This window comes from Duganella sp. GW821-FHT07F09 (assembly GCF_059418705.1).
Genome location: NZ_JBWKQJ010000010.1, coordinates 21,492 through 43,156, shown reverse-complemented (window position 1 = coordinate 43,156; position 21,665 = coordinate 21,492). Strand labels below are relative to the sequence as shown.

Genomic DNA, 21,665 nt, shown 5'->3' with positions numbered 1-21,665 from the left:
GCCATGACACCATCGAATTCGCGTCGCAAGTTCATCCGCAACTTTTCGGTCGGCACCGCCGCCATTTCGCTCAGCGCCTGCGGTGGCGGCGACCCGTACTACCAGCCGATCAGCTTCGCGCACGGCGTCGCCAGCGGCGACCCGCTCAGCGACCGCGTGATCCTGTGGACCCGCGTCACGGCCACGCCCGGCGCGGACGACATGGATGTGGGCTGGATGGTGGCGGAAGACAGCGCCTTCGCCAAGATCGTCGCCTCCGGCACCGCCCGCGCCGGCGCCGCAGGCGACTACACGGTCAAGGTCGACGCGACCGGCCTGTCGGCCAACCGCGGCTACTACTACCGCTTCCGCTGCCAGGGCGTGGACTCGCCGGTGGGCCGCACCAAGACCTTGCCGACCGGTTCCGTGTCGCGCGCCCGCTTCGCCGTATTCAGCTGCTCGAACTACCCGACCGGCTACTTCAACGTCTACGGCGACGCCGCCAAGTTCGACGACATCGACGTCGGCCTGCACCTGGGCGACTACATCTACGAATACGCGGCCGGCGGCTACGCGTCGCAGAACGCCGCCACGCTGAACCGCGTGTCGCAGCCGGCCACCGAGATCATTACCCTGACCGACTACCGCCGCCGCTACCAGCAATACCGCACCGATCCGGACCTGCAGGCCGTGCACGCGCGCATCCCGTTCATCGCCGTCTGGGACGACCACGAACTGGCCAACGACACCTGGCGCGAGGGCGCGGAGAACCACAACCCCGCCACCGAGGGCCTGTGGGCCGCGCGGCGCATGATGGCGATCCAGGCGTATCACGAATGGATGCCGATCCGCTTGCCCGACGCGGCGCGCCCGGACCGCATCTACCGCTCCTTCGACTTCGGCAACCTGCTGTCGCTGCACATGCTCGATACCCGCGTCATCGGCCGCGACAAGCAGCTGGCCTACGCCAGCTACGCCGGCGCCGATGGCAGCTTCAATAGCGCGGGGTTCACGGCCGACGTGTCGAACCCGACGCGCCAGCTGATGGGGACGGAGCAGACCGCGTGGCTGCAAAACCAGATGAGCAAGTCGACCGCCACCTGGCAGGTGCTGGGCCAGCAGGTGCTGATGGCGCGCATGCTGCTGCCGGCGCCGATGGTGCTGACCGCCACCGGCTACGCGTCCTACCTCGCCATCGCGGCCAAGGTGCGCGCGGGTGTGGCGCTGAGCGAGGCCGAACAGCAGCAACTGGCCGCGCCCAAAGTGCCGTACAACCTCGACGCGTGGGACGGCTATGCCGCCGCGCGCGAGACGGTGCTCAACATGGCGCGCACGCTCGACAAGAACCTGGTGGTGCTGGCCGGCGACACGCACAATGCCTGGGCCAGCGACCTGGCCGACCTCAACGGCCAGGCGGTCGGCGTCGAATTCGGCGTGCCGTCGGTAAGCTCGCCGGGCTTCGAAAGCTACTTCCCCACCGCCGCGCCGGCCACGGTGGCCGGCGGCATGGAACAGCTGATCGGCCCGTTGCAATACGCCGAGACGGCCTCGCGCGGCTTCGTCGTGCTGACGGTCACGCCGGCCGAGACGCGCGCCGAGTACCGCTACGTCGACACTATCCAGTCCAAGACCTACACGGCGTCGGTCGGCAAGACCTTGCGCATGTTGCCGGGATCGGCCAACCGGAAGATCGTGGCGGCCTGACGGGAATTGGCCATGACTTACTCGACCCGGGTCCAGCGCTGGTTGCGGAAGAACGGACCGATGTAGCCGCGCACCTCGAGCGCCTTGCCGCCCTCGATCGGCTTCAGGCGCACGCGATAGACCTTGCCGTTGTTCGGGTCGAGGATGTCGCCGCCCTCCCAGGTGCCGTCGCCGGACGCCTTGACGTTGCGCATGATCGTCATGCCCAGCATCGGCTGGTTTTTGCGCTCGTCGGCGCACAGCGTACACTTGTCGTTCTGGCGCGCCGGGTCGAGCAGCTTTTCCAGCTTGCCGCTCTGGACGCCTGCCGTCTCGCTGATGCGCACCAGCGACAATGGCTGCTTGGTGTCGTCGTCGAGCATCTGCCACAGGCCGACGGGGGTGCCCTGCGCCATGACGGCGCCGCCGGCCAGGCCCAAGATGAGCGCCAGCATGGTCATCAAACTACGTTTCTTCATCATGTTTCTCCAGGTGGTGGTGAGGTTGCGGCATGGCGTTTATCTCGGCTGGACCAGCGCCTCGCTGACGCTCCACAGCCGCCCGGCGACGGCGTCGTCGTGCGCCACCGGGTTGGGTGAGCGCAGCGGCCAGCCGCCGGCGCGCGAAGCCTTGTCCTTGTAGCGGGCGATCTGGCTGTAATAGGCGCCCGACTGTTGCTCCACCTCCGGCGCCAGCAGCGCGTGCAGGGTCGTCTGCGCGCCCTCCCACGGCTCGAGCATGCCGCCCAGGCGCAGCACCGGGATCACCAGTAGACGCTGCAGCCACATCGGCAGCGGGATCGTCATCAGGTTGGTGCGCACGAAGCCGGGATTGACGCTTGCGGTGGTCACGCCGGTGCCGGCCAGGCGGCGGCCCAGTTCGCGCGCGTGCAGCAGGTTGGCCAGCTTCGATTGCGCGTACGCCTCCCACGAGTCGAACGGTCGGCTGTGGTAGTTCAGATCGTCGAAGTGGATCTCGCCCTTGCGGCCCATCGCGAACTCGTGGAAAAAGCTCGACAGGTTGACCACGCGCGACGGCGCGCCGGCCTTCAGGGCGTCGGTCAGCAGGTTGGTGAGCAGGAAGTGCCCCAGGTGGTTAACGCCGAACTGGGTCTCGAAGCCGTCCTTGGTATGGCCGAACGGCGTTTTCATCACCCCGGCGTTGTTGACCAGGCCCTGCAGCTTCGGATGGTGGCGGTTGACCTCGGCGGCGAAGGCGCGCACCGATGCCAGCTCGGCCAGTTCGAGCTGGTAGACGAACAGCTTGGCCGATGCCGTCTCGCGGCGGATCCCGGCGGCCACGCGCTGGCCCTCCTTGACGCGCCGCACGCCCATGACGATGGTGGCACCCTGCTTGGCCAGTTGCTGGATGGTGACCAGGCCGATGCCCGAATTGGCGCCGGTGACGACGTAGGTTTTGCCGGTCAAGTCTTGGTTGAGCAGTTCCGAACGAACCATGAGTGGGGTGGGCATATCGCGCTCCGATAAAATACGAAAAATAAAGAACCAGTGGTCTTCAATATATAAGACCACCAGTCTCTTGTCAACCGGCGCCGCACCCGATACAGTTGCGCCATTCCGTAATTTTTATCGATTGATCTTTATGACAACGCCAGAACCCTTCCAACGCGCCCGCCGACCGGAGCAAAAGGAGGAGCGTCGCCAACATCTGCTGGACACGGCCCGGACGGCTCTGCACGGCGGCATGGAGCTGAGCGAGCTGGGACTGAACGAGCTGGCGCGCCAGGCCCAGATGACCAAGTCGAACGTGTACCGGTATTTCGAGAACCGCGAGGAGTTGCTGTTGGCCTTGCTGGAGGAGGAATCGGCGCGGTGGAGCGCCGAGCTCAGCGCCAGGCTGGCCGCCGCCACGCGGGTCACGCCGGAACAGATCGCGCGCGACTTCGCCGCCGCCAGCATGGCCTGCCCGCTGATGTGCAGGCTGTTCAGCATCCTGCCGTCCATCATCGAACGCAACGTCTCGCCCGAGCGGCTGACGGAATTCAAGCGCAATTCATTGGCGTCGATGGCGGGCGTGGCGGAGCAACTGCACCAGCTGGAGCCGGCGCTAACGTTCACCACCTATATGGAATTCCTGCGGCTGGCGATCCCGCTGATGATCGGCTTGTGGCCGCTTGCGACCCCCGCCGTGGCGCTGGCCGGCGTGCTGGAACTGCCGGAACTGCGACCGCTGCGCTACGACTTCGAAGCCGATCTCGGGACCGGCCTGCTAGTGCTGCTGCGCGGCCTGGAAACGCGCGCCGTCTGAACTATACATTCCTGTCTAGATAAAACAACACCGCCTTTCAGCCCTGAAATTTAAAGTATACATTTTTGTCTAGACAGACTAATCTACAAATACTTTAGCAAGCTGGCAAGAGGCGAAGATGTCCATTCCTAAACCCACGGCGGCCGAGCTCGACCTGCTGCAAACGTTGTGGCCGCTCGGCTCGGCCACCGCCAAGCAGGTGCACGAGGCCATGCTGGCCGACAAACCCGACCTGGCCTACGGCACCGTGCTGCGCCTAATGCAGATCATGCACACCAAGGGCATCCTCATCCGCGACGAAAGCCAGCGCTCGCACGTCTACGCGCCGGCCCAGGCGCAGGACGCGCTGCAAACCAATCTGCTCAAAGACCTGGTGCAAAAGGCCTTCGCAGGCTCGGCCAAGGCGCTGGTGCTGGCGGCGCTGCGCAGCGGCATCTCCAAAAAGGAGCGCCAGGAAATCGAGAAAATACTCAAGGAGGACGAGCAGTGAGCCCCTTTATCGTCGCCCTCGGTTACACGCTTATGCACTTCCTGTGGCAAGGACTGCTGCTGGGCTGCGCCACCGCCGCCGTCCTCGTCCTGCTGCGCAACAGCGGCCCGCACCTCCGCTATCTGGTGGCCTGCTCGGCGCTGATGGCTTGCCTTGGCTGGCCGGCGCTCGATCTGTACCAGCGGCTGGCGGGCAACGCGCCCGGCAACGCCGGCGGCGCGTCGGCGATGCTGCTGGCCGCGCAAGCGGTCATCGGCACCGTCCAACCGTTCAACCTGCGCGGCATCGTCAGCCTGTGGGCGCTGTGCGCGGCGCTGCTGTCGCTGCGCATCTTGCTCGGCTTGCTGTGGATCGACCGCACCGCCCGCCGCGCGGACGGCAGCCACGGACCGGAACAGGCCCGCTGGGAAGCGACCTTGTCGGCCCTGGCGCTACGCTTCGGCGTGACGCGCCCGGTGCGGCTGCGCATCATCGACACGCTGGCCAGTCCGATCACGGCCGGCTGGTGGCGGCCGGTGATCCTGGTGCCGGCGTCGCTGGTCTCGGGCATGTCGCCGCATCTGCTCGAAGCGCTGCTGGCGCATGAAATGGCGCATATTCGGCGCCACGATTTTATTGTCAACCTGCTGCAAAACGCCATCGAAGCGCTGCTGTTCTACCACCCTGCCGTCTGGTGGATATCGCACCGCATCCGCGTCGAGCGCGAACTAATCGCAGACCATATCGCGGCGAGGGAACTAGGCGAACCGCGGCGCCTGGCCCTTGCACTTTCTGAACTGGAGCGACTCCAGTTCTCCCACCACCACCTGGCCCAAGCGGCCAACGGAGGAAATCTGATGGAACGTATCAAGCACTTAGTACAACCGGCGCCGCGCGCGCTCAACTGGAAAGCGGCGATCCCGATGCTGGGACTGGCGCTGGTCTGCGCGTCGATCTATACCCAGGCCAACGCCGCCGACCCCGCGCCGGGCAAGCAAGTCCCGGCCGTGGTCAACTTCGGCAGCTGCGCCAAGCCCGTGTGGCCGGCCGGCGCCATCGCCGCCAACAAGACCGGCACGGTAACGCTGTCGTTCCTGATCGGCGCCGACGGTAAGTCGAAGGAGTCGAAGATCATCAAATCCAGCGGCCACGGCGAGCTGGACGAGGCGGCCCGCACCGGCATCGAGAAGTGCACGTTCAAGCCCGGCACGCTCGACGGCAAGCCGACCGAAGCCTGGATGATGATGCAGTACGTCTGGACGCTGGACTGATCCGGCGCTGACACCGCCGCCGGCGCGATGACGATCAGCCGGCGGTCGGCAGCCGCATCCACGCAAGGATGTCGGCAAAGATTTGCTCGCGATTGAGCTCGTTGAAGTTCTCGTGATAGTTTTGCGGATGGCGCTGATACGTCAACAGCGCCGCCGGCACCGATTTAAGCATCGCTTCGGCCGCGTCGGCGTCGGCCAGCTTGTCATCCCCCGCCACGACGGCGAACAAGCGATGGTTCCACGCCGGTAGCCGCGCCGCCAGCCCCCGCTGGGCCGCCGTCAGCGCGTTGCCGAAGCGGACCGTGATCTCGGTGGCGCGCACGCCGTCGCGCTCGTCGGCATGATGGCGCGCGGTGATGGCGCCGTCGTGCGTGAGCACGTCGGTCAGCGGCGCCAGCGGCACCTTCATGCGCGGCGCCAGCGCGCCCAGCACGCCGGCCAGCGCCAGCAGCAGCGGCGATACCTTGATCGCGTTGACATAGTAAGGCGACGACAAAATGAAGCCTTCGATCGCGGTGTCGCCGGCGAAGCCGCCCAGCCCCAGATGGGTGGCGATCAGCGCGCCCATCGAGTGGCCCATCACGAAGATCGGCACGCCGGGATACTCGCGCTTGACCCATTGCAGGAACAGCACGCTGTCGTCGAGGAACACGTGGAAGCCCGGAATGTCGACCCGGCGCGCATCCTGATGCCCGCACAGGTCGTAGGCGACGGTGGCGACGCCGTGCCGGCGGAAGTACAGCGCCGGGGTGACGTAGTCGCCGCCATGCGCCATGCCACCGTGGATGGCGAGCAGCACGGCGCGAGGCGGCGCCGGCGCCGCCGGTTCCCAGATGTGGATGCGCCGCTCGGCCTGCCCGCAACGAAAACCGGCAAGCCGCGTTTCGGCGAAGCGCATCAGGCGATGATGCTGAGCGTGATGCCCATTTCGACCAGCAAGGTCAAATCGGCCAGCGTAAAGTCCAGGCTGGGCGTCGCCGCGCCACGCTCGGTGGTGAAGGAGATGCGCAGTTCGGCCGCAACGTCCGAGCGTTCGAAGTGGATGCCGCGCGCCTGGCATTCGGCCAGGTAGTGGCGGATCTGCTTGAGCAGCTCGTCCGGGTTCTCGTCCGTGCCTATGCCGACGTAAAAGCCGGAATCGATGCGTACCCGGCCGTCGGGCTTGACGTCGCCCTTCTGCCAGTCGCTATCCGGTTCGGTTGGCAAGCCGTCGCGGATGTCTGCCAGTCCGGCGTCGTCGCCGTGCACCTTCATTGTTGCGATGTTCATGGATCTGCCTTGTTTGTCGACGGCCTATATACCGTCTCAAAAGGTTACACCATAGAAATATCAAAGTCTAGCAATATGGCCGATTCAACAAGGCATCAGCGCCAGACGGACCGATAGATCAGGCAATCCCGTAGCGTTCGCGATACGCCGCCACGGCGTCTTTATGCTGAAGCAACTGCGGATCGGCGCCCTTGCCGTTCAAATAGGCGAACAAATCATCCAGGTTGCCGATCGAAATGACCGGGATATTGTAGAGTTTGGACACCTCCTGCACCGCAGAATTCGGCGACATCACGCCGTCGGCGTTGGCGGAGCGCTCCATGCGGTCCAGTGCGATCAGCACGGCGCACGGCTCGGCGCCGGCGGCGCGTATCATGTCCACCGATTCGCGCACCGAGGTACCGGCCGAGATCACGTCGTCGATGATGACGACCTTGCCTTGCAGCTTGGCGCCGACCAGCGAGCCGCCCTCGCCGTGGGCCTTGGCTTCCTTGCGGTTGAAGGCGAACGAGGTGTTGCGGCCCTTGCCGGCCAGCGCCACCGCCGTGGCCGACGCCAGGGTGATGCCCTTGTAGGCCGGGCCGAACAGCATGTCGAACTCGACGCCCGAATCGAGCAGGGTCTGGGCGTAGAACTGGGCCAGCTGGGCCAAGGTCGCGCCGTCGTGGAACAGGCCGGCGTTGAAGAAGTACGGCGACTGGCGCCCGGCCTTGGTGGTGAACTCGCCGAAGCGCAACACACCGGTGTCGACCGAAAACTCGATAAACTGCTGACGTAAATTGTTCATGCTGCCTCATTTCTTTAAAGTGGCCGTATTTTAACGCTACACTAACGCATTCTGAAATTCCGACCCATTTTTAAGCACTTATTTAAGCACTACTTCCATGCCAAAAATCATTTCAGCCAATCTGAACGGCATCCGTTCGGCATCCTCCAAAGGCTTTTTCAAGTGGATGGCCACGCAGGACGCCGACTTCATCTGCGTACAAGAACTCAAGGCGCAAGCGCCGGACATGACGCCCGAGTTCCTGAACCCGGGCGGCTACCACGGCCACTTCCACTATGCCGAGAAAAAAGGCTACTCCGGCACGGGCGTCTACAGCAAGATCGAACCGGACCGCGTGGTCATCGGTTTCGGCGCGCCGGAATTCGACGCCGAGGGCCGCTATGTCCGTTGTGATTTCGGCAATCTTAGTGTGATTTCGGTGTATTGCCCGTCTGGATCTTCCGGCCCCGAGCGTCAGGAGGCCAAATTCCGCTTCATGGCGCTGTTCCTGCCGCACCTGCAGCAGTTGCACGCCGAAGGGCGCGAAGTGGTCATCTGCGGCGACTGGAACATCGCCCACAAAGAGATCGATTTGAAGAACTGGAAGGGCAACAAGAAGAATTCCGGCTTCCTGCCGGAGGAACGCGAATGGATGACGCGTGTGTTCGACGAGGTGGGCTTCGTCGACGTGCACCGCGGCCTCGACCCGCGCGAGGAGCAGTACACGTGGTGGAGCAACCGCGGCCAGGCGTACGCGAAGAACGTCGGCTGGCGCATCGACTACCACGTGGCGACCCCGGGCATCGCCGCCAAGGCCACCACGGTGGCGATTTACAAGGAAGAGAAGTTCTCGGATCATGCGCCGTTGATCATTGATTACACGCACGACTGAATACAGCGCCCTCGGAAACACCTCGGAAACACGTAGGGCGGATTAGGCGGAACGCCGTAATCGGCCATGCATGCGCCGTCGAGACGCATGCATGGCCGATTACGCTGCGCTAATCCGCCCTACGTAATCACAGGCTGCGTCGGCTGCTGAACTCGCGCCAGTCGCGGGTGAGCGGATCCAGGAAGGAGATGCGCCTTGCCAGCAGTTTCAATGGCTGCGACACGTCGTCCGCCTTGCACGGCAGCGCCACCGGATAGAACGCGTCGTTGATGATCGGGATGCCGAGCGACGACAGGTGCAATCGCAACTGGTGCTTGCGCCCCGTGTGCGGAAACAGCCGGTACAAGGTGCAATCGGCGCGGTGCTCGATGACCTCGATGATGGTCTCGGAATTGGGCTCGCCCGCCTCCTCCTTCATGATGAAGAACTTGTCGCCGTCGACCATCCGGCTGCGGTACGTGAACGGATACTCGACACCTGTCAACGTCGGCGCCAGCGCCTCGTATTCTTTCTCGATCACCCGCTTCTGGAACAGCGACTGATACGCGCCGCGGCTTTCCTGCTTGCGCGAGAAGATCACCACGCCGGCCGTCTCGCGGTCGAGCCGGTGGATCGGGGTCAGCGCCTCCTCCCCCAGCGTTTTCTTGAGCCGCACCAGCAAGGTCTCGTGCAGGAAGCGCCCGCCCGGCGTCATCGGCAGGAAGTGCGGCTTGTCGACCACCACCAGATGCTCGTCCATGTGCAGGATCTCTTCGGTGAACGGTATCGGCGTCTCCGCCTCCAGCTCGCGATAGTAGAACATGCGCATGCCGCGCTTGAAGGGGCTGTGCGGCGCCAGCGGCTTGCCGTCGCCGTCGACGACCTCGTCGCGCGCCATGCGCTCGTACCAGGTCGACGCCTCGACGTCGGGAAAGCGCGCCACCAGAAAAGTGATCAGGTCCGGCCACTGTCCTTCCGGCAGCCACAGATAACTCGGCGCGACCCCGTCGCGCATCGGCAACGGTGGCCGCGACATCAGGACTTCGGCAGCGCCAGCGAGTGGTACTTGGGCAGGTTGTTCGGGTCCAGCCCCTTGGCGCGGGCGTACACCGGCAGCACCAGCGGCATGTTCTTGTTCATGTTGGCGATGCGGTCCTTGCCGGTCGGGTGGGTCGACAGGAAGCTGATCGGCTGGCTCTTGTTGATAGCGCCCATCTTCTGCCACAACGCCACGCCGGCGCGCGGATCGTAGCCGGCGCGCGCCGCCAGGTCGATGCCAACCAGATCGGCCTCGCTCTCGTCGCCGCGCGAATAGGTCAGTGCGGCGCCCTGCGCGACCATGCCGGCGGCGGCGTCGCCCAGGCGCGGATCGACGCCGAAATAGGCCGAGCCGATGGCGCCGAGGATGCGCGAGCCGACCTGAGTGACGGTGTTCTTGCCGGCCTGCTCGCGCGCGTGTTCGCGCAGCGCGTGGGCGATCTCGTGCCCCATCACCGCCGCCACTTCATCGTCGGTCAGATTGAGCTTGGTCAGGATGCCGTTATAAAAGGCGATGCGCCCACCCGGCATGCAGAAGGCGTTGACGGTGTCCGACTTGAGCAGGTTGACTTCCCACTTCCATTGCGCCGCGTCCGGATTCCAGCGCGTGGTGAACGGAATCAGCCGCTTGGCGATGGCGCGCAGGCGTATCAATTGCGGATTGTTGTCGCTGGCGACGGCATCCTTGTCGTGCGCCTGCTTCAGCATCTGATCGTACTGCAACTTGGACTGTTGATCGAATTGCGCGGAATCGCCGCCCAGCCCGCGCATGCGCGACAGCTTTTCGACCGGAATGCCGTCGTTTTGCGCGTAAACGGGCATGGCGCCCATCACGCAGACCAGCGCCATGGCGGCGCCCTTCAATTTAAGCTTTTTCATTTGCACTATTCCAAGGAGCGATTTTCGGCAGCATCATCATCGCCGGGAAGGCGAGGATGAAACACACGATAAAGAACCAGAACCAACCCGTTTCGGCAACAATATAACCCACGGAGGAATTAATGAATGTGCGCGGGACCGCAGCCAGACTGGAAAACAACGCGTACTGGGTGGCAGTATAACGGGGATCGGTCGCCCTTGACATAAATGCCACCAGCGCCGCCGATCCCAGCCCCAGGCTGGCGAACGCCTCGAACCCGAATACGGCGCTGAGCAGCACCGGGTCCGGCCCCACCTCGGCCAGCCAGGCGAAGCCCAGAATGGCGATCGCCTGCAACACCCCGAACACCCACAGCGCACGGTTGATGCCCAGTTTGATCATCCAGATGCCGCCGACGGCGCCGCCGGCCAGGCTGGCCCACCAGCCGGTGGCGTTGGCCGCCAGCCCGATCTGCTTGGTGGTGAAGCCGACATCGAGGAAGAACTTGGTCGACAACGCGGTCGCCATGCTGTCGCCGATCTTGTACAGCAGGACGAACATAATGATGATGATCGCCTGTTTCAAGCCGTCGCGCAGGATAAATTCGCGGAACGGGAGCACCACCGCCTCCTGCAGGTTCTTGGGCGGCGCGCCGTAGACGGCCGGTTCCTTCGCCAGCAAGGTGCAGATGAAGCCCGGCAGCATGAATGCGGCGACGATCCAGAACACCGCCTGCCACGACATCGTATCGGCCAGCACCAGCCCCAGCGCGCTGGGGATCAGGCTGGCCGCCTTGTAGGCGTTGACGATGATGGCCGCGCCCAGGCCCTGCTCGTCCTCGGCCAGGATCTCGCGGCGGTAGGCGTCGACCACCACGTCCTGGCTGGCCGACAGGAAGGCGATGACGCCGACGAAGACGGCGATCAGGGTCAGCTCGAGCTTGGGGTCGAGCATGCCCAGCCCGCCGATGACCAGGAACAGGCCGATTTGCGTGACCGCCATCCAGCCGCGCCGCCGGCCCAGCGGGCCGATGGTGTAGCGGTCCATGAACGGCGCCCACAGGAATTTGAACGTGTACGGGAACGTCACCAGCGCGAACAGGCCGAGCGCCTTCACATCCAGCCCGGACTTGGCCAGCCACGCCTGCATCAGGTAGATCAGCGTGTACAGCGGCAGCCCGGAGCTGAAACCCAGGAACAGAATCGAGACGGTGCGGCCGTTCAGATACGACAACCAGTGTCGCTGCTGTTCCCGGGCGGCCATCAGTGGGACGCCTTGGTGGAGACCTTTTTACGCAGACGGAACACCGCCAGGTCGCCGCGCAGATTGGGCAGGAACGACACGCGCCGGCCTTCCGCCAGCGCCACGTACTCGATCACTTCCAGCCCGCATTCGACGGCCAGGTCGCGGAAGTCGTTGATGGTGGCGCAGCGCAGGTTGGGTGTGTCGTACCATTCGTACGGCAGCGACTCGGACACCGGCATGCGGCCCTTGAGCAGCGCCACGCGGTGCGGCCAGTAGGCGAAGTTGGGGAACGAGACGATGGCCTCCTTGCCGACGCGGACGATATCGCGCAGCAGCGCCTCGACGTGCTTCATCATCTGCAAGGACGACAGGCACAGCACCGTGTCGAAGGAGTTATCGCCGAACAGCGACAGGCCGTTCTCCATGTCCTGCTGAATCACCTGGACGCCGCGCTTGGTGCTGTCGAGGACCTTGTCGTCGGCGATCTCGATGCCGTAACCGCTGCACTGCTTGTCGCTTTGCAGGTAGTCCATCATCACGCCGTCGCCGCAGCCGACATCCAGCACGTGCGCGTTGTTCGGCACCCAGTGGGCGATGAAGGCCAGGTCCGGCCGGGCCGTGCTTAATTGGGTGAAGTTCATACCTGTTCTCCCGAATTCGCCTTAATATCGTTCCATACCTGGTCGTAGTAGGCGCGCACCAGCTTCAGGTAGCGCGGGTCCTCCAGCAGGAAGGCGTCGTGGCCGTGCGGCGCGTCGATTTCCGCGTAGGTCACCCGGCGGCGGTTGCTCACCAGCGCCTGCACGATCTCCTGGCTGCGCTCGGGCGAGAAGCGCCAGTCGGTGGTGAACGAGGCCACGAAAAACTTGGCGCGGGTGCCGGCCAGGGTCTTGGCCAGGTCGCCGCCGTGGTGGCGCGCCGGGTCGAAGTAGTCGAGCGCCTTGGTGATCAGCAGGTAGGTGTTGGCGTCGAAGTATTCGCTGAACTTGTCGCCCTGGTAGCGCAAATACGATTCGATCTCGAAGTCGACGCCGAAGCCGAATTTGTAGTTGGCCGGATTGTCGCCCGGGACGCCGGCGATGTCGTCCACCGCCGCGCGCAGCCTGCGGCCGAACTTCTCGGCCATGTCGTCGTCGGACAGGTAGGTGATGTGGCCGACCATGCGCGCCACGCGCAGGCCGTTCTTCGGCACCACGCCGTGTTCATAGAAGTCGCCGCCATGGTAGTCCGGGTCGGACAGGATGGCCTGGCGGGCGACGTCGTTGAAGGCGATGTTCTGCGCCGACAGCTTGGCCGTCGAGGCGATCACCACGCAGTGGCGCAGCCGCTCCGGATACATGATGGACCAGGCCAGCGCCTGCATGCCGCCCAGGGAGCCGCCCATGACGGCGGCGAACTGCGTGATGCCCAGCGCGTCGGCCAGGCGGGCCTGCGCGGACACCCAGTCCTCCACCGTGACGACCGGGAAGGCGGCGCCGTAAGGCTTGCCGGTGGCGGGGTTGTTGTGCATCGGCCCCGTCGAGCCGAAGCACGAACCGAGGTTGTTGATGCCGATGACGAAGAACTTGTCGGTGTCGAGCGATTTGCCGGGACCGACCATGTTGTCCCACCAGCCCAGGCTTTTCGGCACGCCCTCGTATTCGCCGGCGACGTGGTGCGAGGCGTTGAGCGCGTGGCACACCAGCACCGCGTTCGATTTGTCGGCGTTGAGGGTGCCGTAGGTTTCGTACATCAGCATGTAGTCTTGCAGCGCGGCGCCGCTTTGCAGCGGCAGCGGCTGCGCGAAATGCATGGTTTGCGGTTTGACGTATCCCAGGGATGACATGTGTGGTTTAGTTTTTATTGGGGGCGGCCCCACGGGCCATCTATCAAGGCGGAACCGCGAGGATGGGTTCCGCCACTTACTACATCAGTTGCAATTGTTCGACCGCGTCTGCAATTGCCCCTGGTTCCATCGAGCGCATGATCTTGCGGGTTTGCGGAACGATCCGCGCAAGGTCGCTGTTCAGGATTTCCTGCTTGACCGACAGCAGCTGCGCCGGGTGCATCGAGAATTCGCGCAGTCCCATGCCCAGCAGCAGGCGTGTCAGCTTGACGTCGCCCGCCATTTCGCCGCACACGGCGACGTCGATCCCGGCTTTATGCCCGGCCGCGATTGTCATCGAGATCAATTGCAGCACAGCCGGATGCAGCGGATTGTAAAGGTGCGCGACCTCATAATCAACCCGGTCGATCGCCAACGTGTACTGAATCAGGTCGTTGGTGCCGATCGACAGGAAGTTCATGCGCTTGACGAACATCGGCAGCGACAGCGCCGCCGCCGGGATTTCGATCATCGCGCCCACCGGCACCGTATCGTCGAATTTGATCTTCGCCTCGCGCAGTTCGGCCTTGGCCTGGGCGATCATCGCCAGCGACTGGTCGATCTCGAACGCGTGCGCCAGCATCGGGATCAGGATCTTGACCTTGCCGAAGGCCGACGCACGCAGGATGGCGCGCAGCTGGGTCAGGAAAATCTGCGGCTCGGCCAGGCAATAGCGGATCGCCCGCAGGCCCAGCGCCGGATTGAGCGCCGTGTGTTCGGTCTGGTCGAGCGGCTTGTCGGCGCCGATGTCGAGCGTGCGGATCGTCACCGGCCGCCCCTTCATCGCCACCACCGCGCGCTTGTACTGCTCGAACTGCTCGTCCTCGGACGGGATCTTGCTGTTGCGGCCCATGAACAGGAACTCGGAGCGGAACAGGCCCACGCCGTTGGCGCCCGCCTCCATCGCCGCCGGGCAGTCGTCGGGCAGCTCGATATTGGCCAGCAGGGTGATCTCGGTGCCGTCCCTGGTGATGGCCGGCGTTTTCTTGAGCTTATTGAGCTTTTTGCGGGCGCGCAGCGCGGCGCCCTGGCGCTCGCGGTACTGCTCCAGCACCAGCGCGCTGGGGTTGGCGATGACCACGCCGGCGTCGCCGTCGATGATCAGCCAGTCGTCCTGCTCGATCAGCGTCGAGGCGCCGGACATGCCGACCGCCGCCGGGATGTCCAGGCTGCGCGCGACGATGGCCGTGTGCGAGTTCTGGCCGCCGACGTCGGTGACGAAGCCGATGAACGAGCGGTCGCGGAACTGCAGCATGTCGGCCGGCGAGATGTCGTGGGCCACGATGATCATCTGCGCCTGGAATTCGTCGCCGCTGTTGGTGGTCGGCGGCAGGATCTGCGCGGTGCCCATCAACACCTTGAGCACGCGCTCGGCCACCTGCTGGATGTCGGCCTTGCGCTCGCGCAGGTACGGGTCCTCGATCTCGTCGAACTGCGCCGACAGCTCGTCGATCTGGGTCAGCAGCGCCCATTCGGCGTTGTAGTGGCGCGCGCGGATGATGTCGAGCGGCGCCTCCGAGATCATCGGGTCCGACAGGATCAGCGCGTGGACGTCGATGAAAGCGCCCAACTCGGTCGGCGCGTCCTTGGGCAGCTCGTTCCACAGCGTTTGCAGTTCCTTGTGCACCTGGGCCAGCGCCTCGCGCAAGCGCGTCACTTCCGCTTCCAGATGCTCTTCGGCCACCAGGTAATGCTTGACGTCGAGCGCCGCCGGCGCCAGCTTGTGCGCGCGGCCGATGGCTATGCCGCGGGAGACGGGAATGCCGTGCAGTGTGAAGGAAGCCATGGGTGGACCAGTGAAAATGCGGGAACGGCTACGATCCGAGGGCATTACTCGCCTTCGCCGAACTTGTCGTTGACCAGCGTCGACAAGGCGGCGATGCATTCGCTTTCATCGGGGCCGTCGGCCTCCAGGGTGACCTTGGCGCCCTTGCCGGCGGCCAGCATCATCACGCCCATGATGGACTTGGCGTTGATGCGGCGCGCGTTGCGGGTCAGCCATACGTCGCTTTGAAACTTTGCTGCCAGTTGGGTAAATTTGGCGGAAGCGCGGGCATGCAGTCCGAGCTTGTTGATAATCTCAAGTTCTTGTTGAATCATTTTTCTTTTGTCTCAATGAGAAATCGGCGCAAAAATACCGCGCAAATAAGCCGCACAAAAAATTCCCGCGTCGTCACTACACGACGCGAATCCGGTTGTCGACGCGCACCGCTCCGCTTTGCGCGCCGGCCAGGGCCATCTCAACGACCACGTCGAGCGTGTCGCGCCGGTAGGTGATGGCCCGCAGCAGCATCGGCAAACTGATGCCGGCGATGACCTCCACCCGGCCCGCGTCCGCCAAACGGTCGCAACAATTGGCGGGGGTACCGCCCTTGACATCGGTCATGATCAAAACGCCGTCGCCGTCGTCGAGGCGCTTGATCGCCGCCGCCGCCAGGGACTGCACTTCGCCGAGGTCCTGGTCGGCGATCACATCGATCGCCTCGAGCCGCTCGGTCGGACCACGGAACACATGCGCGCAGGCGGCGATGAAGGCTTGCCCCAGTGGTGCGTGCGTCATAAGCAGTATGCCAACCATATTCTTAAACCGCCAGTGAGCGCGGAGGTTTTTGAGGCCGTCCGGCAAATTTATTTTGAGTAACCATCATCGGGCCGCTGCCACCGCCGCTTCCACCGCATCCATGAACATCGCCGCCACCGGGAAACCGGCTTGCTGGGTGATTTCCTGGAAACAGGTCGGGCTGGTAACGTTGACTTCCGTGAGGCAATCCCCGATCACGTCCAATCCTACCAGCAACAAGCCGCGTTCGGCCAGTATCGGGCCCAGCGTATTGGCGATTTCGAAGTCCCGTTCGGTCAAAGGTTGCGCCACGCCAATGCCGCCGGCCGCCAGGTTGCCCCGCACCTCGCCGTTTTGCGGGATGCGCGCCAGCGAAAACGGCACCGGCTTGCCGCCGATGACGAGGATGCGCTTGTCGCCCTTGGCGATATCCGGGATGAAGCGCTGGGCCATGATGGTGCGCTTGCCGTTGTCGGTCAGCGTTTCGATGATGGCGCCCAGGTTCATCGCGTCCGGCTTGACGCGGAAGATGCCGGTGCCGCCCATGCCGTCGAGCGGCTTGAGGATGACGTCGCCATGCTCGGCCTGGAAGGCGCGGATGCGCGCCTCGTCGGCCGTCACCAGCGTCGGCGAGGTGAACTCGCTGAACTGGGCGATGGCCAGTTTTTCGTTGTGGTCGCGGATGGTCGCCGGCTTGTTGAAGACGTTGGCGCCCTGCTTCTCGGCCAACTCCAGCATGTAGGTGCCGTAGATGTACTCCATGTCGAACGGCGGATCTTTGCGCTGGATGATGGCGTCGAACTCGCCGAGGTTGGTTTCCACGGCCGGAGCGGCGCGGAACCAGTCGGTCGCGTCGTCCAGAATGGTGATTTGGGCAACGTTGGCATACGCCACGCCGCCGTTGACGGCCATGTCTTTTTGCTCGAAGGCGTAGACGGTGTGGCCGCGCTTGGCGGCCTCCACCATCATGGCGTAGGTCGAATCCTTGTAGGTCTTGAAACTGGCCAAGGGATCGGCGAGGAAAGCTATTTTCATGGGCGCATCCAGTCTGGGTAATGCCTGATTTTAGCCGAGATTCGCCGCCGGCACCGGGGAGCGGATCTGGCCGCACGCCCGGTGACGTTTGTAAAACAGTTAATACACTTCCGGATTCGGATCGGTGCGTTCCATTTCCAGCGACGCCGCCAGCAGCGCCAGCCGCGCCACCACGCCGTAGACGTAGAAGCGGTTCGGCGCCGCCGTGCCCGGCTTCGCCTTCAAATCCGGCACCGCGTGCTGCTGCGCGAACGCCAGCGGCACGTACTGCGAACCGGGCGCATTGAGGTTTTGGTCGATGCCCTTTTCCGCGTGCACGCGGTAGAAACCGCCGACCACGTAGCGGTCGATCATGTAGACCACCGGCTCGGCGACGTCGTCCTTGATGCTCTCGAAGGTCGGCACGCCCTCCTGGATGATGAAGTCGGTCACTTCCTTGCCATCCTTGATGACGATCATCTTGTCGCGCTGGGCCTGGCTCAAGTCCTTGATTTCACTGGAATCCTTGATCGTCAGGATGCTGGTGCCGTAGGTCCCGGCGTCCGGCTTGACGATCACGAACGGCTTGTGGTCCTTCATGCCGTATTCCTTGTACTTCTTCTTGATCTTGGCCAGCAGCGCGTCGACATTGGCGGCCAGGCAATCGTAGCCGTCGCCGGTGCGGAAGTTGACGGCGTCGCACTTGGCGTGGAACGGGTTGAGCATCCACGGATCGACGCCGATCAGCTTGCCGAACTTCTTGACCACCTCGTCGTAGGCGTTCAGGTGGTTGCTCTTGCGGCGCACGGCCCAGCCGGCGTGCAGCGGCGGCAGCAGGCTCTGCTCGTGGATGTTCTGCAAAATCTCGGGGATGCCGGCCGACAGGTCGTTGTTCAGCAAGATCGTGCACGGATCGAAGTCCTTGAGCCCGACGCGGCGGCCGTTGGCCGAGCGCACCAGCGGCTCGACCACCAACATATTGCCATCCGGCAGAGCGATCGGGGTCGGCTGCGTCACCTCCGGCGACAGCGAACCGAGGCGCACGTGCAGGCCGGTCTGGCGGAAGATCTGCATCAGACGAGCGACGTTTTGCCAGTAGGTCGGGTGGCGCTGGTGGATTTCCGGGATCAGCAGCAGATTGCGCGCGTCCGGGCAATATTTGTCGATCGCGGCCATCGCGGCCTGCACCGACAGCGGCAGCATTTCCGTGGCCAGGTGGTTGAAACCACCCGGGAACAGGTTGGTATCGACCGGCGCCAGCTTGTAGCCGGCGTTGCGCATATCGACCGAGCAATAGAATGGCGGCGTATGTTCCTGCCACTCCAGACGGAACCAGCGCTCAATGGCCGGCGTGGCGGCCAGGATTTTTTCTTCGAGATCGAGCAGCGGACCGGTCAGAGCCGTGACGAGATGGGGAACCATGATTACTTCCTTAAATGTGCGGGAGGACGGCCCTCCAGGCAACAGAACCTCAAATATTACCTTGCAGATAGCCCAAATCAGGGCGAAAACCCTATTTTAAAGGTGGAAATGCCGCAGAAATGAAAAAAGCGCCTCATTCGAGGCGCTTTTGTAGGCACCCGCCGAAGCGGGTTATTACAACAACAACGATTAAGCGTGGTAAGCGGACTCGCCGTGGGTGGTGATGTCCAGGCCTTCGCGCTCTTCCTCTTCAGGAACGCGCAGGCCGATGACCACGTCGACCAGCTTGTAGGCGATGAACGAGACGACAGCCGACCACAGGATGGTGACGCCGACGGCGGTCGCCTGGGTGGTGACCTGGCCCATGATCGAGTAGTCAGCCGATGCCTTGTTGGCAACGTAGTCCCAGATGCCCTGGCCGCCCAGCGACGGCGAAGCGAACACGCCGGTCAGCAGCGCGCCGAGGATGCCGCCGACGCCGTGGACGCCGAACACGTCCAGCGAGTCGTCGGCGCCCAGCAGGCGTTTCAGACCGTTCACACCCCACAGGCAGATGACGCCGGCGGCCAGGCCGATGACCAGCGCGCCCATCGGACCGACGAAACCGCAGGCCGGGGTGATGGCGACCAGACCGGCCACCGCACCCGAGGCGCCACCCAGCATCGATGGCTTGCCTTTGAAGATCCATTCGGCGAACACCCAGGCCACGGTGGCGGCGGCGGTTGCCAGCAAGGTGTTGACGAAGGCCAGCGCGGCGATATCAGCGGCTTCCAGCGCCGAACCGGCGTTGAAACCGAACCAGCCGACCCACAGCAGCGATGCGCCGATCATGGTCATGGTGACCGAGTGCGGGGCCATCGATTCGCGGCCGTAGCCGACGCGTTTGCCGATCATGTAGGCGCCGACCAGGCCGGCAACAGCGGCGTTGATGTGCACCACGGTGCCGCCGGCGAAGTCCAGCGCGCCTTTTTGGAACAGGAAGCCCGCTTTGGCCGCTTCGGTGGCGGCGGTGGCCGCGTCCTTGATCGCGTCCGGACCGGTCCAGAACCAGACCATGTGGGCGATCGGCAGGTAGGCGAAGGTGAACCACAGCACGACGAAGGCGAGCACGGCGGTGAACTTGGCGCGTTCGGCGAAGGCGCCGACGATCAGGCCGCAAGTGATGGCGGCGAACGTGGCCTGGAAGGCGACGTAGATAAATTCAGGAATGACCACGCCCTTGCTGAAGGTGGCGGCGTACGAGAACGCGCCCTTGGCCGGATCGAAGATGCCGTTCAGGAAGGCACGGTCGAATTTGCCGTAGAAGGCGTTGCCTTCGGTAAATGCCAGCGAATAGCCGTACACGCACCACAGCACCACGATCAGGGCGAAGACCATGAACACCTGCATCAGGATCGACAGCATGTTTTTGGAACGGACCAGGCCGCCGTAGAACAGCGCCAGGCCGGGAATCGTCATCAGGATCACCAGCAGGGTGGCGACCATCATCCAGGCGGTGTCGCCCTTCTGTGGCGCGGGGGCCGGCGCCGGTGCGGCCTCGGCGGCGGCGGGCGCGGCTGCGGCGGGCGCGGCGGCCGGAGCGGCAGGCGCCTCGGGCGCGGCGGCGGCGGGCGCGGTGGCGGCGGCGGCCGGCGCGTCAGCCGGTTTGGCCTCCTGGGCATGGACCGGCGCGGCGAGTGCAAACAGGATGGATACCCCAGCGAGCAATGTTGTTATAGTTTTCTTCATCAATCTTCCCCTTAAAGAGCTTCGTGGCCGGTTTCACCGGTACGAATACGGATCACCTGTTCCAGGTTGTATACAAAGATCTTGCCGTCACCGATTTTGCCGGTGCGGGCAGCGCCTTCGATCGCTTCGATCGCCTGTTCGACGATCGCGTCGTCCACCGCCGCCTCGATCTTGGTCTTCGGCAGGAAATCGACCACATACTCGGCGCCGCGATACAGCTCGGTGTGGCCTTTCTGGCGGCCGAAGCCTTTCACTTCGGTCACGGTGATGCCTTGCACGTTGATCGCCGAGAGGGCCTCGCGGACCTCGTCGAGCTTGAACGGCTTGATAATGGCGGTAATCATTTTCATGCTGGCCTCGCTTAGAAGGTTTTGGAAATAGTAAGCACAGCCCCGGTTTTGCCGAGGTTTTTACCGCGTCCGACGTAGGTGTCCGTATTGGTAAAGACCGCCGCCAATGCCACCGTCGCCACGCCGAAATCTTTGGTGAAACCTACTTTGTAATCGCTGTAGCTGGACGCGCTGTTGTTCTTGACCTTCTGATGGCCGGCGTGCAGGTTCAGGATGTAGCCGTCGTACACGTCCTGGTTAAACTGGGCATCGACATAGCCGCTGTTCTTACTGTCGGCAAAGCCGAACAGATTGGTCGTCGAGTGCGAATACTTGATCGAGAATGGGCCCGTGCCCACTTGCGCGTACAACTCGAAGGTGTTGGCGCTCGGGGTCAGGCCGTTCGACGGGTAGATGTAATACAGGCCGCCGACGTCATAGGTGACGTCCTTGGCGATCTCGCCGCGCTTGCCGGCGTAGACATCGATTTCCACATCGGCGTCGCCGCCGCCGTCCGTGACCCACTTGATGGTCGAGGCCCAGGTGCCGACATACAAGCCGGTTGGATTGTTGACGTAATCCACGCCGCCTTGCAGCGCTGGATTCAAACGTGTTTGCGAGATGCCGCGATAGCGGTAGTCGCTGGTCACAGCAACGTTGTAGCTGATCTGGTTGTCCGGTGCCGGTTCGGCAGCGGCCGGGGCCGCAGGCGCGGGTTGCGCGTCCTGGGCCTGCGCCACGGAGGCGCCCATGGTGGCGAATGCGAAGGTCAATGCTGCGATCAGAGTCAGGTTCGTGCTTTTCATAATTTTGTCCTTGTAGTTATCGAACTTAGTCACAGATAGAGAATACGGTTACGGGTAAAATCCTTATGAGGCAAAGCAGTGAGCGGCATTCATTTACTTCTTTAGCAGAATGCGTGCCAGCTAATGTTGCTCGCTGGATAGCCGCTGTAGCATCCGCGACAACGTACGTACTCCGACGAAAGTGATAATTCGAAAGTGTCGAACGCAAGAGTCTTTGGTTTTGC

The 21,665-nt window shown here is 63.7% G+C and carries 23 protein-coding genes; 5 read left to right on the top strand and 18 right to left on the bottom strand.

What is annotated here, in order from left to right:
* Positions 1-3 precede the first annotated feature (3 nt).
* A complete protein-coding gene (locus tag AC07P1_RS24380) occupies positions 4-1,683 on the top strand; it encodes an alkaline phosphatase D family protein (RefSeq protein ID WP_494698273.1) in 1,680 nt (559 codons plus the stop codon).
* Between the two features lie 17 nt (positions 1,684-1,700).
* Here the strand turns inward: AC07P1_RS24380 and AC07P1_RS24375 are convergent, their stop codons facing one another.
* The gene (locus AC07P1_RS24375) at positions 1,701-2,144 is read right to left on the bottom strand and encodes a DUF2147 domain-containing protein (protein ID WP_494698272.1); all 444 of its coding nucleotides are present in this window, start codon (positions 2,142-2,144) and stop codon (positions 1,701-1,703) included.
* 36 nt (positions 2,145-2,180) lie between these two features.
* Entirely contained in the window at positions 2,181-3,134 is a 954-nt protein-coding gene (locus AC07P1_RS24370; RefSeq protein ID WP_494698271.1) for an SDR family NAD(P)-dependent oxidoreductase, read from the bottom strand.
* 130 nt (positions 3,135-3,264) lie between these two features.
* Between AC07P1_RS24370 and AC07P1_RS24365 the strand changes: the two genes are divergently transcribed.
* The 3 genes from AC07P1_RS24365 (at position 3,265) to AC07P1_RS24355 (ending at position 5,670) form a co-directional block, all read left to right on the top strand.
* Entirely contained in the window at positions 3,265-3,930 is a 666-nt protein-coding gene (locus AC07P1_RS24365) for a TetR family transcriptional regulator (RefSeq protein ID WP_494698270.1), read from the top strand.
* 118 nt (positions 3,931-4,048) lie between these two features.
* The gene (locus AC07P1_RS24360) at positions 4,049-4,420 is read left to right on the top strand and encodes a BlaI/MecI/CopY family transcriptional regulator (RefSeq protein WP_494698269.1); all 372 of its coding nucleotides are present in this window, start codon (positions 4,049-4,051) and stop codon (positions 4,418-4,420) included.
* On the top strand, positions 4,417-5,670 hold the full coding sequence (locus AC07P1_RS24355; RefSeq protein WP_494698268.1) for a TonB family protein: 1,254 nt from the start codon (positions 4,417-4,419) through the stop codon (positions 5,668-5,670). The genes AC07P1_RS24360 and AC07P1_RS24355 overlap by 4 nt, the downstream gene beginning before the upstream one ends.
* Positions 5,671-5,704: 34 nt before the next feature.
* On the opposite strand, the gene AC07P1_RS24350 is transcribed toward AC07P1_RS24355, so the two are convergent.
* The 3 genes from AC07P1_RS24350 to pyrE form a co-directional block, all read right to left on the bottom strand.
* Entirely contained in the window at positions 5,705-6,568 is an 864-nt protein-coding gene (locus tag AC07P1_RS24350) for an alpha/beta fold hydrolase (RefSeq protein ID WP_494698267.1), read from the bottom strand.
* Entirely contained in the window at positions 6,568-6,939 is a 372-nt protein-coding gene (locus tag AC07P1_RS24345) for a hypothetical protein (protein ID WP_494698266.1), read from the bottom strand. The genes AC07P1_RS24350 and AC07P1_RS24345 overlap by 1 nt, the downstream gene beginning before the upstream one ends.
* 118 nt (positions 6,940-7,057) lie before the next feature.
* Positions 7,058-7,726, bottom strand: coding sequence for an orotate phosphoribosyltransferase (gene pyrE, locus AC07P1_RS24340; protein WP_315222638.1), 669 nt, complete (start codon positions 7,724-7,726; stop codon positions 7,058-7,060).
* Positions 7,727-7,823: 97 nt separating this feature from the next.
* On the opposite strand from pyrE, the gene AC07P1_RS24335 reads away from it, so the two are divergent.
* Positions 7,824-8,597, top strand: a complete 774-nt coding sequence (locus AC07P1_RS24335) for an exodeoxyribonuclease III (protein ID WP_494698265.1) — start codon at positions 7,824-7,826, stop codon at positions 8,595-8,597.
* Between the two features lie 127 nt (positions 8,598-8,724).
* Here the strand turns inward: AC07P1_RS24335 and AC07P1_RS24330 are convergent, their stop codons facing one another.
* From AC07P1_RS24330 to AC07P1_RS24270, 13 genes are all read right to left on the bottom strand, one after another.
* Positions 8,725-9,612: a pseudouridine synthase gene (locus AC07P1_RS24330; protein ID WP_494698264.1), complete on the bottom strand. Its 888-nt coding sequence runs from the start codon at positions 9,610-9,612 to the stop codon at positions 8,725-8,727.
* On the bottom strand, positions 9,612-10,493 hold the full coding sequence (locus AC07P1_RS24325) for a M48 family metallopeptidase (protein WP_494698263.1): 882 nt from the start codon (positions 10,491-10,493) through the stop codon (positions 9,612-9,614). Before AC07P1_RS24325 ends, AC07P1_RS24330 begins: the two co-directional genes overlap by 1 nt.
* Positions 10,480-11,736, bottom strand: coding sequence for an AmpG family muropeptide MFS transporter (locus AC07P1_RS24320; protein ID WP_494698262.1), 1,257 nt, complete (start codon positions 11,734-11,736; stop codon positions 10,480-10,482). The genes AC07P1_RS24325 and AC07P1_RS24320 overlap by 14 nt, the downstream gene beginning before the upstream one ends.
* Positions 11,736-12,359 carry a methionine biosynthesis protein MetW gene (gene metW, locus AC07P1_RS24315; RefSeq protein ID WP_494698261.1) on the bottom strand — a complete coding sequence of 208 codons (624 nt, stop codon included), beginning with the start codon at positions 12,357-12,359 and terminating at the stop codon, positions 11,736-11,738. The genes AC07P1_RS24320 and metW overlap by 1 nt, the downstream gene beginning before the upstream one ends.
* Complete coding sequence (gene metX / locus AC07P1_RS24310; RefSeq protein ID WP_494698260.1) at positions 12,356-13,543, bottom strand: homoserine O-succinyltransferase MetX; 1,188 nt, start codon at positions 13,541-13,543, stop codon at positions 12,356-12,358. The genes metW and metX overlap by 4 nt, the downstream gene beginning before the upstream one ends.
* A 79-nt stretch (positions 13,544-13,622) precedes the next feature.
* The gene (ptsP, locus tag AC07P1_RS24305; RefSeq protein ID WP_494698259.1) at positions 13,623-15,368 is read right to left on the bottom strand and encodes a phosphoenolpyruvate--protein phosphotransferase; all 1,746 of its coding nucleotides are present in this window, start codon (positions 15,366-15,368) and stop codon (positions 13,623-13,625) included.
* A gap of 44 nt (positions 15,369-15,412) precedes the next feature.
* On the bottom strand, positions 15,413-15,682 hold the full coding sequence (locus tag AC07P1_RS24300; RefSeq protein WP_494698258.1) for an HPr family phosphocarrier protein: 270 nt from the start codon (positions 15,680-15,682) through the stop codon (positions 15,413-15,415).
* 76 nt (positions 15,683-15,758) lie between these two features.
* Complete coding sequence (locus tag AC07P1_RS24295) at positions 15,759-16,160, bottom strand: PTS sugar transporter subunit IIA (protein WP_315222646.1); 402 nt, start codon at positions 16,158-16,160, stop codon at positions 15,759-15,761.
* 66 nt (positions 16,161-16,226) lie between these two features.
* Entirely contained in the window at positions 16,227-17,177 is a 951-nt protein-coding gene (gene gshB, locus AC07P1_RS24290) for a glutathione synthase (protein WP_494698257.1), read from the bottom strand.
* A 99-nt stretch (positions 17,178-17,276) separates the two neighbouring features.
* Positions 17,277-18,578, bottom strand: coding sequence for a glutamate--cysteine ligase (gene gshA, locus AC07P1_RS24285; protein ID WP_494698256.1), 1,302 nt, complete (start codon positions 18,576-18,578; stop codon positions 17,277-17,279).
* A gap of 189 nt (positions 18,579-18,767) precedes the next feature.
* Positions 18,768-20,306: an ammonium transporter gene (locus AC07P1_RS24280; protein ID WP_494698255.1), complete on the bottom strand. Its 1,539-nt coding sequence runs from the start codon at positions 20,304-20,306 to the stop codon at positions 18,768-18,770.
* A gap of 11 nt (positions 20,307-20,317) precedes the next feature.
* A complete protein-coding gene (locus AC07P1_RS24275; protein ID WP_090317127.1) occupies positions 20,318-20,656 on the bottom strand; it encodes a P-II family nitrogen regulator in 339 nt (112 codons plus the stop codon).
* Between the two features lie 11 nt (positions 20,657-20,667).
* The gene (locus tag AC07P1_RS24270; RefSeq protein ID WP_494698254.1) at positions 20,668-21,441 is read right to left on the bottom strand and encodes a TorF family putative porin; all 774 of its coding nucleotides are present in this window, start codon (positions 21,439-21,441) and stop codon (positions 20,668-20,670) included.
* Between the last annotated feature and the right edge of the window lie 224 nt (positions 21,442-21,665).